This window comes from Pirellulales bacterium (assembly GCA_036267355.1).
Lineage (GTDB): Bacteria > Planctomycetota > Planctomycetia > Pirellulales > DATAWG01 > DATAWG01.
In genome coordinates, this window is sequence record DATAWG010000023.1 from 44,348 (window position 1) to 56,470 (window position 12,123).

Below are 12,123 nucleotides of genomic sequence, written 5' to 3' on the forward strand. Positions count from 1 at the left end.
ACCGCGACGCCACCATCGGACAAGCAATATACCTCCCACGAGCTAGACAAGCTATCATCACCCGAAAGTTTTCTCTGCCCGCTTCCGCTGCGATGCGTGGCGAGCGGTTCTTGACAACGCTGCAGAACGGGGTAACACTTAATTAGCACTTTGTATTACCGGCGGAGGCTCAGAAATGATGAAAACGCTCACGAAGCATGGCAACAGCTATGCGCTGGTGATCGACAAGCCGATTCTGGAATTACTGCACATCACGCCCGACACGCCGTTCGAGATCATGAGCGACGGCCAATGCCTCGTGCTCACGCCGGTTCGCGATGCCAAAGAAGAAAAGAAATTTCAAAAGGCACTCGAAATGGTCCATGCCCGATTCGGTCGAGCGATGCAACGCCTTGCGGAGTAGCCGTTCATGGCGGCGCCCTGCTTCCTGGATTTCGGCCGGATTCTGCGGGTGCATTTCTGATCGAGTCGTACGGCGGCATCCACGGCCTGCGAGATGAGGGACTCTTGCATTCGGCGGTCGCGATGCCGCAGGGCCTCGTTTGGCGGGCAGCTCTTGCATGCGGACTTCTTCGAGATGGCCGCGGCCTACCTTTTTCACATCGTGCAGAACCATCCATTCATTGATGGCAACAAACGAACCGGCGCGGCTGCCGCAATTATATTCCTGGCGATGAACGACATCGAAATTGCAGCCGACGAGGATGGCTGGGTTGAACTGACGCTGTGGGTCGCGCGCGGAGAGTCGCGCAAGCCGGAAACCGCCGAGTTCTTTCGGTCCCGCGCCCGCCAGGCTCCTTAGGGAAGTTGGTCGCCGATTTGGTCCGCTGGCGGGCGCGGCGGTCGCGAACGATTACGATTCACCGATGCCTGAATTCACCCACCAGCGCCACAAGCCGCCGACGCCATTGGCCCGGCCGCGCGAATTGCTGCTCGCTTGCGCGCCGTTGCGCAGCAATATCAATCTTTCGCACATCGTTCGCATCGCCGGCTGCGCGGGAGCCCGGCGATTGATTTGCTGCGGCCATGCGAAGATTGTCGACAAGATTGCCCGCGATGGGGCCGACACCGTGGCGATCGAAGTCCACCGCACGCTGCCGCCGGTGCTGCGGGAGCTAAAAGCGACCGGCTACCGGTTGGTCGGTTTGGAGCAAGCGACGGGCTCGCAAAATTTGCACACCTACCGCTTCGAGCGCAAGACGGCCCTGGTGATCGGCAACGAGCGTCTCGGCCTGACGGAAGAAGAGCTGCGCCCGCTCGACGACGTCGTGGAAATTCCCGTCTACGGCCTGCCGTATGCCTACAACGTCGCCACCGCCACGGCGATGGCCGTCTACGAATATTGCCGGCAATTTCCTTCCGGATAAACTAGTTATCAAATCCCTTTTCGGAGAACTACATGAAAACCGCGTACACGCAGTTGTCCAGCGAGACGGAAAATGGTGGATCGGTTGGATCGAAGAGATGACAGGGCATTAATGCGCAATCCCGTACGCGCAGCGGGCTGTTGGCCGATTTAAGGATCGCGCTCAGCGAAGCACTCGAAATGAACCGAGCCGAGGCAATTTCGGCCGCCAAGGATGCTTACGAAGAAGTGAGCATCGAATTGTGAAACGGCGCGATTTGCTTGCCCACATGGCGGATAACGGCTATTCGCTGGTGCGAGAAGGCGCGAAGCATTCGTGGTGGGCAACCCGGTCAATTCTCATCGAACGGCCGTGCCCCGGCACAGGGAAATCAGCAATCCGCTCGCAAAGAAGATATGCCGGGCTCTAGGCATTCCTGAGCCATAGCGGCTTGACCACCCCCTGCGCTGCAACGTACATTCGGGTGTTCGAAAACGACTGTTTCCGCCGAATTTTTCGAGGTTTCTCTCTTGCCGGGTACTTGCGTTATCGGTTTGCAGTGGGGCGACGAGGCCAAGGGAAAACTCGTCGATCTGCTCACCGAACAACATGATATGGTCGTCCGCTATCAAGGCGGCGCCAACGCCGGCCATACGGTCGTCGCCGGCGGGCAAACGTATAAGCTCTCGCTCATCCCCAGCGGCATTCTCTCGCCCGGCGTGCTCTGCGTCGTTACCGGCGGAGTCGTCATCCATCCAAAAAGCCTGCTCGGCGAGATCGATCAATTGACGGCCCGCGGCATCGCTTGCGGCCAGAATCTGGTGATTAGCGATCGGGCCCATGTGATCTTCCCGTGGCACATCGCCGAAGATCGCGCGATGGATGCCAGCCTCGCCGGCGGCGAAGCAATCGGCACCACGCAGCGCGGCATCGGCCCTTGCTATCGCGACAAAGTCGGCCGATCGTTTGCCATCCGGCTCGGCGATCTGTATCGCGACGATTTTCGCTCGCGGCTGGCGCATATCGTGAAAGCCAAAAATCATGTTCTGTCGTTCTTGAACGGGCAGGCTCCCGAACTTCCATTAGATGCCGACGCGATTTTCGCCGAATACACGGCCTATGCCGAGCGGCTTCGGCCCTACGTCGCCGATACGACCGCGTTGCTCTTGGACGCCGTCGAAACCGGCAAGCGGCTCTTGTTCGAAGGGGCCCAAGGAGCGCTGTTGGACATCGACCACGGCACGTTTCCTTTCGTCACCAGCAGCAATAGCTCGGGCGTCGGCGTGTCGAGCGGGTCGGGTGTGCCGGGACGATGGATCACGCGCACGATCGGCGTGTTAAAAGCGTATTCGACGCGCGTCGGCGGCGGGCCATTTCCCACCGAGCAGAACAACGAAATTGGCCAGCATATTCGCGAGCGGGGCAACGAATATGGCACCGTTACTCGCCGCCCGCGGCGCTGCGGTTGGTTTGATGCCGTCGCGGCCCGCTATACGGCCCGGCTCAGCGGCGTCGATTCGCTGGCGATCATGCTGCTGGATGTGCTGGCCGATCTGCCGGAACTGAAGATTTGCACGGCTTACGAATTGAATGGCCGGCGGGTGACCCAGTTCCCAAGCCATGTCGATGATTTGCGGCATGCCGTGCCCGTGTATGAAACCATCCCGGGCTGGGAAAAGGAAATCACGGGCGTGCGGCGAATGGAAGATTTGCCGACGGGAGCAAGGTTGTACCTCGACCGGCTCAGCGAATTGGTCGGCCAACCGATCGATGTCGTGTCGGTCGGGCCCGACCGCGAGCAGACGATGTTTAGGGGCGAGGGACCGGCGAGCAGGGGCGAGCGACGAGGGGCGAGGGGCGAGTAAAGCCATGGCACGCGGCAACGGGAGAAAATCGCGAAACCGCAAGCGCGATTCGATCCATAACGGCGTGCTAGCTCGCTTGCGGTTTCGCGCGTCGGGCTCGCAAATGCTTCAGGCCTTAGCGGGCGAGGAAAACTTGCTCACCCTCGCCCCGCGCACCTCGCCCCTCGTCCCTCTATGACCGCCAGCGAAGCCCGATTGCCGCGGCACATCGCGGTCATCATGGACGGCAACGGCCGCTGGGCGCAGCGGCAGGGTTTGCCGCGCATCGAAGGGCATCGCCGCGGCGTGGCCACGGTCCGCCGCACCACCGAGGAATGCACCCGCCTCGGTATCGAGCAACTGACGCTGTATTGCCTCTCCAGCGAAAACTGGAAGCGCCCGCAGGAGGAACTCGATTTCCTCATGCACTTGCTCGAGCAATACATGATCGAAGAACGTTCGACGATCATGGAGCAAAACATTTCGGTTCGCATGATCGGCCGCCGCGAAGGGATTCCGCCGGCCACGCTGGCGGAAATGGATCAAACCATCGCCATGACGGCGTCGAATTCCGGCACCCGGCTTTGCCTGGCAATCAACTACGGCGGGCGGGCCGAATTGCTCGATATGGTCCGCCGCGTGGTGGCCGATGTGGAATCCGGGCAACTCGAGCCGGCCACATTTTCAGAAGCGACAATTCAAGATCGGCTCTACACGGCGGGGATGCCCGACCCCGACCTATTGATCCGCACGGCCGGTGAAATGCGGGTCAGCAATTTTCTTCTTTGGCAGATCAGCTACGCCGAGATCTGGGTGACCGACCGTTGCTGGCCCGAGTTCGAGGAAGCCGATTTGCATCGGGCGATCGAGGCCTATGCCGCCCGCCAGCGCCGCTTTGGCGGATTGACGGCGTAGGTGAAGGTTTCGATGCGACGAGCAACCCTTATTTTCGGCCGGAGGAGTTCGTAGAATGTGTGCCGCGGCCGGCTCCCGGCAGTGAGCGCCTTGCCGCTCACGAAACGTCGACCCGTCAGTTTTGCCTGGCCGAGCCACTGGTCCCTTGTCCCTAGCCCCTCGTCCCTCGTCCCTTGTCCCTCGCCCTTCCCCATGCTTCGTTGGCGATTGCTCCTCGGCACGATGTTTATCGCGGCACTCGTCGGCCTGTGTTGGCTCGATGGGACCGGCGTCGCTGGCCTTCCGCCGGGCGGCTGGCTCTTTCCGCTGGTGGTGCTACTGAGCATCGTGGCCAGTGGCGAAATGCTGTGGATGTTCGCGACCCGGCCGGCCGATGAACGGCCGAGTGCGTGCCTCGTGTACTTCGGGAACCTTGCCATCGTCGGCATCAATGCCGTGCCGCTTTTCTGTCGGGCCGGGCAAACGGCGTCGCCCGTCGCGCGGCTTGGCTGGCCGATGGCGGCGTTTTTGGTAGCAGTGCTGATTGGGTTCGTCGGCGAAATGCGGCGTTACGAGCGGCCCGGCCAATCGCTGGCTCGGCTGTCGCTGGCAATCCTTGCCCTTGTTTATGTTGGCCTGCTGTTGAGTTGCGCCATGCAGCTTCGCATCTTGCGCGGCGGCCCCGGCGACCGCGGCAACCACGTCGGTCTGACCGCCGTCGCCTCGCTGATTGCGGTGGTGAAGATGGGAGACACGGGAGCGTACACGGTTGGCCGGCTTTTCGGACGGCATAAGATGACGCCGCTGCTCAGCCCCGGCAAAACGTGGGAGGGGTTTGTCGGGGCGGTCGTGTTCGCCGCGGTCGCCGGTTGGCTCGTGCTCCGGCTTTTGCCGGGAGCGATTGGCGGCCCGGATGTCGCACTCGGCTCGGTCCGCGAACCGCTCGGTCGCTGGCAGTGGCTCGCCTACGGCATCATCGTCGGCATCGCCGGCCTGTTGGGCGATTTGGCCGAATCGCTGATCAAACGCGATTCAGGCCGCAAGGATTCGAGCCCCTGGATGCCCGGCTTCGGCGGCCTGCTGGACCTATTGGACTCGATCCTCTTCGCCGCCCCCGTGGCATGGCTCTGCTGGGCCACGGGCTTAGTGTAACGGCTGGACTGGGCGATTTTATCGAGTTGCGGCTTCTTAGGCGATGCGCCCCGCCGTAGCTCAACACGACACAACATCTTTTGGGATAAGCAGTTGCGTATTTTGCATCGCATTTTACTGGCCTTGGCGCTTCCACTTCCGCTATAGTTAAGGGGTGGTAAGCAATTTTTGGAGCCGGTCGGCGCTGCTCAAGAGAGCGGCGCCCTAATAGATGACAGAAACGACAATCTCCGTTCTCGACTCGAAGACGCTCCTGTCGATCTTCGGTCCGCGCGACCAGTTTCTCCGCAAGATTCGCTCCGCGTTTGGAGTGGATATCTCGGCACGGGATGAGCGCATCCATGTCGAAGGGGAAGAATCGTCGGTGCGGAAGGCCACCGCCGTGTTGGAGCAATTGAAGGGGCTAGCCGAACGCAAGGGAGCCGTTCACGCGGCCGACGTGGCCGAGGTGCTCGCGCACATTACCGGCAACGGCATCGCTTTGGCCGATCAACGGCCCATCGAAGTGCTCCAGGCAGGGCGAACGGTGCGGCCGCGAACCGCCGGGCAAGCGCAGTATGTCCAAGCCATTTTGGACTACGATCTGGTGTTTTGCACGGGCCCGGCAGGCACCGGCAAGACCTATTTGGCCGTGGCGATGGCGGTCGCCGCGCTGAAGCAGGAGAAGATCCGCAAAATCGTACTCGTGCGGCCGGCGGTCGAGGCGGGCGAAAGCCTGGGCTACTTGCCCGGCGATTTGCAGGCCAAGATCAATCCGTATCTTCGGCCATTGCTCGACGCTTTGCGCGAGATGATGGATTTCGAGCAGGTGAAGCGCTATACCGAACAAGATGTGATCGAGATGATCCCGCTGGCCTACATGCGCGGCCGGACGCTGAACGATGCGTTCATCATTCTCGATGAAGCTCAAAACACGACCGTGGCCCAGATGAAAATGTTTCTGACGCGGATGGGCATGGGCTCGAAGATCGTGGTTTCCGGCGATACGACGCAGGTTGATCTCCCGAGCCACGCCCGCAGCGGGTTGATTGACGGAATCGGCCGATTGCAAGAGATCGAGGGCTTTTGCCACGTGCAGCTTACGGGGGCGGACATCGTTCGCCACCGTTTGGTGCAAGATATCGTGCGCGCGTATGAAGACGAGCCGCGACGGCGTAGATAGGGCAAGCCAAGCACGGCGGAAAAACGATGCGAAGCAACGGACAATACGACGCGCGAAACCGCAAGCGAGCATCCCTCCTGCTTTGTGACGGATGCGCGCTTGCGGCTTCGCGCGTCGCGCACCGCAATACGCGGCTTCGCTTGCCTCCTCGCTCCTCGCGCTTCGCCCCTAGCCCCTAGCACCAATGGCCAACGGACAGAAACGAAACCGATCGCAGCGCGTGGCCGCGCTCGAACTGCCGCCCGGCATGTTCGATCGATTCGTCGAGTCGCTGCAGCGGGCGGAGGTGCTGTGGCGGATCGCGCTCTGCTTCGCCGCGGCGCTGGTGATGTGGTGCATGCTCGGCGGCTGGGCTCCGCCGTTCCCCTATCGGCTCGGTTATACGCCGGGCCGCGATATCGATGCCAGGGTGACGTTCCAACGCCTCGATCACGAGAAGACGAACGAAGCCAAAACCAAGGCCGCCGCCCAGGTGGTGTATGTCTATACGCAGGATCCGGCGCCGCTCGTGCAACTGCGAGCCGCGCTAAAAAATGCCGTGGCCGAAGTCGGCGCGGCGGCAAACTTGAAGGCGTTGCGGCCAAAAATGTGGGACGAATTTTATCCGCCCCCCGGTGCGACAAACGTCGCCCTCAGTCACGCCGATATGGAACGCGATTTTCAGAAATTCCATGCCGCTGTCGAGACGAAAGAACTTCGCACGTCGTTTGAAAAGGAAATCGACCGCGCGTTCGCCGAACTGGAGCAGAAGGGGTTTTTGTCGCAGTTGCACCAGACCGCCGGAGAGGTGGAAGGAAACCAGACGCAAATCGAGGTGCATCCGGTCGGCGATCGATCTTTTCCGATCTTTGTGCCCGTGTCCGAAGTTCTCTTCGGCGAAGCGATCGCCCAACTCCACAACCGCTTGAAGACCGAACTCGGCTCGCCCGAAATCGCGCAGCTCGTCTTTTTCTGGCTTAAGCCAAAACTTACGAGCGTCAAGGATCAGGCCACGCTGAAGTACGACGACGAGGCGACGCAAACGAAAATCCACGACGCCGAAAAAAACGTTCCCGATTATTACAAGACCTATTCGAACGGCATTGATCCCGTCCGCCCGCCGGAGGGGCGCGGCGACCTGCTGGCCAAAGGCGGCGTGCCGCTCGATAACTTGACCATGCGCTTGCTCCGCCGGGAATATCAGGCCGAAATCGCCCAACTCACGGGCGGCGAGAAGCTTTATCGCGCCGCGGCCCTCTTGGGAATGTTCGCGGCGTTGTTCGGGCTGTGCGGAGTGTATATCTTCGCCCGCAGCCGCGCGGTGCTTTCCGATTTTCGTCGCTTCGCAACGCTGCTGGGATTGTGCGTCGTCACCGTCGCTCTTTGCAAGATGGCGGGCGACGAGGCCTGGATGACCTCGAACGAGGCGTGGCTCGATGCCGGCGACGCATGGCGCGCCGAGCTTGTTCCGCTGTTGCTCTTCGCGATGACCGTGGCGATTGCCTATCACCAGGAGCTCGCATTGCTGTTGAGCGCGGCGATGTCGCTCGTGGTCGTGCTCGGGCTGGGACAAGGATTGCCCGAATATGTCACGCTCCTTAGCGCTTCGGCGACGGCCATATTTCTCCTCGGCCGAATTCGCACGCGCAGCAAGTTGATCTACGTCGGGCTCTGTTGCGGAGTGGTGGGAGTATTGACTTCGATCGGGGTTCATCTGCTCGACGGGCAACCTTGGAACTACATTCTGCTGCGCGAGGCGGGCCGGATCGGCTTGTGCTGCGTCGCGGCCGGATTCCTCATGACCGGGCTGTTGCCGTTCATCGAAAAGACGTTCGGCGTGTTGACCGATATCAGCCTGCTCGAAATCGGCGATATCGCCCATCCGCTATTGCAGGAATTGGTTCGCCGAGCCCCCGGCACGTACAACCATTCGATCAACGTGGCCTCGATTGCCGAAGCCGCCGCGGAAAGCATCGGGGCGCACGGGCTGCTCGTTCGCGTCGGAGCTTATTTCCACGACATCGGCAAAATGCTCAAGCCGGGCTATTTCGTCGAAAATCAGGGGCTAGAGGCCGACCGCCATCAAGACCTGCTGCCCGCCATGAGCACGTTGATCATCATCGCGCACATCAAAGACGGGGCCGACCTGGCGCGGCAACATCACTTGCCGCGACCGATCATCGATTTCATTCTCCAGCATCATGGCACGACGCTCGTGGAATATTTCTTCCGCCGAGCCAATCGCCAGAGCGAAAACGATCCGAACGCTGCCGAGGTCGACGAAAGTTCGTATCGCTATCCCGGTCCGAAACCGGCTACGAAAGAAGCGGCCGTGCTGATGGTGGCCGATGCGGTGGAAAGCGCCAGTCGGGCATTGGTCGAGCCGGCGCCGTCGCGCATCGAAGCGCTGGTGCACGAGATCGCCATGAAGCGATTGCTCGATCGCCAGTTCGACGAGTGCGGCCTGACGTTGCAAGAGTTGCAGGAGATCGAAGAAAGCTTGATTAAGTCGTTGATCGCCGTCTACCATGGCCGCGTGAAATACCCCGACCAGCAAACAGCCTAATTCGATCGAGCCTCCGATGTTTGCCATCGAAATCAACAACCGGCAGTCGCACGTCGATGCCGACCTCGAGCGGATGCGAGCTGCCGTTGCGGCCCTGCTGGAAGAAGAGGGCCTTGAAAGCGCCGCGATCAATATCGCTCTGGTCGATGACCGAGCCATTCACGATCTCAACCGGCGATTTCTCGACCACGACGAAGCGACCGACGTGCTCAGTTTCTTGTTGGACGACTCTGCCGGCCTCGAAGGGGATGTCGTCGCCAGCGCGGAAACGGCCCTTCGCTCGGCAGCCCGATTCGGCTGGCCGGCCGACGACGAACTGTTGCTCTACGTCGTTCACGGAACTTTGCATTTGATCGGATACGACGATCGGGATGCTGCCGCGCAAGGCGAGATGCGGAGCCGCGAAAAGCATTATCTCGCGGCCCTCGGCATCCAGGTGAAACACGACGAGCCGCCGATGGAACAGGCCGGTCGCGTCGGCCTATGGAGCGAATGAACCTGATGGCGCACCTCGCTGGGCTTGTGAAAGAATGGGGACGGGCTTCAGGCCGGACGAAAAGGCCCGAAACAAGCGGATTATGCGAGGTGCCCGTCTCCCTTCTGTCACGCCCGCTGCCCCGACATCCGCGGAGATAATTACTCGTGATACTGTGGTTTCTGGGCACGCTCGTTTGTTTGGCGATCGCGTCTTATGCGGCCGTCGGCGTTCGCTGCTTGCGCCGCTTCAGCCGGGCCCGGCTGGACGAACTTTGCCGCCAGGAGCACACGCGGCCGCTGTTCAGCCAGATCGTCGAGCAGCGAGACCGGGCCACCCTCGGCGCCGAAAGTTTGCAAGTGCTCGCCACGCTGGCCGTGATCGTGTCGGGCGTGGCCTGGACGCGGTCGCTTGCGGCCGCTTCGACAGGAGCGGAGTGGCTGGAATCCGTGGAAGCGATCGTCGGCGGAGTCGTCGTCTTGTGGTTTGCGTTGGTATGGTTGCCGACGAGCGTGGCCCGGCTGTGGGCCGACTCGTTCGTGCTGCATAGTTGGTCGCTATGGAAGGCCGCGGCGGTGCTGCTGGCGCCGTCGGTTTGGGGCGCGGAACTGCTTTGCAAGTTGTTTCGCCGCCTGTCGGGCCGAAAGGTGGAGCGGGTGACTGAAGAATCGCTGGAAGAGGAAATTCTCACCATCGTCAGCGAAGGGGAACGCGAAGGGCTCTTGGAAGAAGATGCCCGCGAAATGATCGAAGGCGTGATCGAGCTGGGCGACGTCACCGTGGCCCGGATCATGACCCCCCGAACCGACATGGTTTCGATGCACGTCGATCTCCCCTGGGACGACGTGATCCAACTGGCGATCACCGCCGGCCACACGCGTATCCCCGCCTACAACAGCAGTCCCGACGATATTGTCGGCATCTTGCACTCGAAAGACTTGCTGGTCGAACTGGCGAAGCCCGACACGCACGCGCGGCAGCCCTGGCAAGAATTGCTCCGCAAGCCGTTTTTTGTTCCCGAGACGAAACCGGTCGACGAGCTCTTGCAAGAATTTCAGCGTAGCCGCAATCACATTGCCGTGGTGCTGGATGAATTCGGCGGCGTGTCGGGAATCGTGACGATCGAAGACGCGCTCGAAGAAATTGTCGGCGAAATTTCCGATGAGCACGACGTTGCCGATAGCGACGGCATCACGCGACTCGGCGAACATGCGGCCGAGGCGCTTGCCCGGGTGCGAATTCACGAATTGAACGAGCGGCTCGGTCTCTCGCTTCCCGAAGACGAGCATTTCGACACGATCGGCGGCTTTGTATTCCACGAACTGGGTCGAATTCCCAACGTCGGCGAAGAACTGATCTGGCAGGATGTGCGCATCAAGGTGCTCGAAGCGACGCGGCGGCGGATCGACCGCGTGTCGATCCAAATCTTGAATCGCCCGACCCAGCCGACGGCATAGATCCCAGCACGGAGGCAAATCGATCTCACGATGGAACGAATGAGCGTAAGCGCGGCGCGCGAGACGGCGGCGATCGGCCGCGATGTGCGGCTGCAAGGCTGGATTCGCACCCGCCGCGACTCCAAAGGCGGATTCAGCTTTCTCGAGCTGAACGACGGCTCGTCGCAAGCGAATATTCAAATCGTCGCCGACGGCAAGTTGGAAAACTACGAAAGCGAAATCCGCCGCCTCGCGGCAGGTTGCAGCATCACGGTCGAAGGCCAAGTGCGGCAATCGCCCGCCAAGGGGCAGCCGACGGAAGTCCACGCGGCGCGCATCGTGGTGCACGGCTGGTCGGATCCAGAGGCCTATCCGCTGCAGAAGAAAAACCACTCCTGGGAATTTCTGCGCACGATCGCTCACCTTCGCCCCCGCACCAACACTTTCGGCGCCATTGCCCGATTGCGCAACCAAGTGAGCCGCTCGATCCACGAATTTTTCCAAGATCGCGGTTTCCTTTATGTGCATACCCCGATCATCACGGCCAGCGATTGCGAAGGCGCCGGCGAGATGTTCAAGGTCACCACGCTCGATCTCAATAAACTGGCCCGGCAGAACGCACCGGTCGATTTCAGCCACGATTTCTTCCACCGCCCGGCCTATCTCACCGTGAGCGGCCAGCTCAACGCCGAAACGTTCGCCTGTGGGCTTGGCAAGGTGTACACCTTCGGGCCGACCTTCCGCGCGGAAAACTCGAACACCTCGCGGCATCTGGCCGAGTTTTGGATGGTCGAGCCGGAAATGGCATTTTTCGAGCTTGAAGACAACATGCAGCTTGCCGAAGCGTTCTTGAAGCGCATCTTTCGCGACGCGCTCGATCGATGCATGCCCGAAATGGAATTCTTCCGCGACCGGATCGACAATACCGTGATCGATGTGCTCGACTCGATTTGCACAACCGATTTCGTGCGGCTTTCGTATACCGACGCGGTCGGCATTCTGCAGAAGTCGGGGCGGCAATTCGAATTCCCGATCGCTTGGGGCAAGGACCTGCAAGCCGAGCACGAGCGCTATCTCACCGAGCAGGAATTTCACGCCCCGGTGATCCTCTACGACTACCCGCGCGAAATCAAATCGTTTTACATGCGGCTGAACGACGATGGCCGGACGGTCCGCGCAATGGATATTCTCGTTCCCAAGGTGGGCGAAATCATCGGCGGCAGCCAGCGTGAGGAACGCCTCGACGTGCTGGAAACACGGATGCGCGAG

General features: G+C 61.0%; 11 protein-coding genes. All 11 read left to right on the plus strand.

What is annotated here, in order from left to right; genetic code table 11:
- The first annotated feature begins 175 nt into the window (after window positions 1-175).
- The gene (locus tag VHX65_03705) at window positions 176-403 is read left to right on the plus strand and encodes an AbrB/MazE/SpoVT family DNA-binding domain-containing protein (GenBank protein HEX3997637.1); all 228 of its coding nucleotides are present in this window, start codon (window positions 176-178) and stop codon (window positions 401-403) included.
- 153 nt (window positions 404-556) lie between these two features.
- On the plus strand, window positions 557-802 hold the full coding sequence (locus VHX65_03710) for a type II toxin-antitoxin system death-on-curing family toxin (GenBank protein ID HEX3997638.1): 246 nt from the start codon (window positions 557-559) through the stop codon (window positions 800-802).
- A gap of 64 nt (window positions 803-866) precedes the next feature.
- Window positions 867-1,367 (plus strand): TrmH family RNA methyltransferase, encoded by a 501-nt coding sequence (locus VHX65_03715; GenBank protein HEX3997639.1) that lies wholly within the window; start codon window positions 867-869, stop codon window positions 1,365-1,367.
- 509 nt (window positions 1,368-1,876) lie between these two features.
- Window positions 1,877-3,211 carry an adenylosuccinate synthase gene (locus VHX65_03720; protein ID HEX3997640.1) on the plus strand — a complete coding sequence of 445 codons (1,335 nt, stop codon included), beginning with the start codon at window positions 1,877-1,879 and terminating at the stop codon, window positions 3,209-3,211.
- A gap of 174 nt (window positions 3,212-3,385) precedes the next feature.
- Entirely contained in the window at window positions 3,386-4,105 is a 720-nt protein-coding gene (locus VHX65_03725; GenBank protein HEX3997641.1) for an isoprenyl transferase, read from the plus strand.
- A gap of 192 nt (window positions 4,106-4,297) precedes the next feature.
- Window positions 4,298-5,236, plus strand: a complete 939-nt coding sequence (locus VHX65_03730) for a phosphatidate cytidylyltransferase (GenBank protein HEX3997642.1) — start codon at window positions 4,298-4,300, stop codon at window positions 5,234-5,236.
- Window positions 5,237-5,447: 211 nt separating this feature from the next.
- The gene (locus VHX65_03735) at window positions 5,448-6,398 is read left to right on the plus strand and encodes a PhoH family protein (GenBank protein HEX3997643.1); all 951 of its coding nucleotides are present in this window, start codon (window positions 5,448-5,450) and stop codon (window positions 6,396-6,398) included.
- A gap of 184 nt (window positions 6,399-6,582) precedes the next feature.
- Complete coding sequence (locus VHX65_03740) at window positions 6,583-8,943, plus strand: HDIG domain-containing protein (protein ID HEX3997644.1); 2,361 nt, start codon at window positions 6,583-6,585, stop codon at window positions 8,941-8,943.
- A gap of 16 nt (window positions 8,944-8,959) precedes the next feature.
- The gene (ybeY, locus tag VHX65_03745) at window positions 8,960-9,439 is read left to right on the plus strand and encodes an rRNA maturation RNase YbeY (GenBank protein HEX3997645.1); all 480 of its coding nucleotides are present in this window, start codon (window positions 8,960-8,962) and stop codon (window positions 9,437-9,439) included.
- A gap of 146 nt (window positions 9,440-9,585) precedes the next feature.
- The gene (locus VHX65_03750; GenBank protein ID HEX3997646.1) at window positions 9,586-10,875 is read left to right on the plus strand and encodes a hemolysin family protein; all 1,290 of its coding nucleotides are present in this window, start codon (window positions 9,586-9,588) and stop codon (window positions 10,873-10,875) included.
- Window positions 10,876-10,905: 30 nt separating this feature from the next.
- A partial coding sequence (asnS, locus tag VHX65_03755; GenBank protein ID HEX3997647.1) for an asparagine--tRNA ligase occupies window positions 10,906-12,123 on the plus strand: 1,218 nt, incomplete at its 3' end.

Bases quoted from the DNA above. Each gene is read 5' to 3' on its own strand.
- VHX65_03740 (HEX3997644.1), top strand. From the start codon at position 6,583: ATGGCCAACGGACAGAAACGAAACCGATCGCAGCGCGTGGCCGCGCTC.
- VHX65_03730 (HEX3997642.1), top strand. From the start codon at position 4,298: ATGCTTCGTTGGCGATTGCTCCTCGGCACGATGTTTATCGCGGCACTC.
- VHX65_03725 (HEX3997641.1), top strand. From the start codon at position 3,386: ATGACCGCCAGCGAAGCCCGATTGCCGCGGCACATCGCGGTCATCATG.
- VHX65_03715 (HEX3997639.1), top strand. From the start codon at position 867: ATGCCTGAATTCACCCACCAGCGCCACAAGCCGCCGACGCCATTGGCC.
- VHX65_03735 (HEX3997643.1), top strand. From the start codon at position 5,448: ATGACAGAAACGACAATCTCCGTTCTCGACTCGAAGACGCTCCTGTCG.
- ybeY (HEX3997645.1), top strand. From the start codon at position 8,960: ATGTTTGCCATCGAAATCAACAACCGGCAGTCGCACGTCGATGCCGAC.
- VHX65_03705 (HEX3997637.1), top strand. From the start codon at position 176: ATGATGAAAACGCTCACGAAGCATGGCAACAGCTATGCGCTGGTGATC.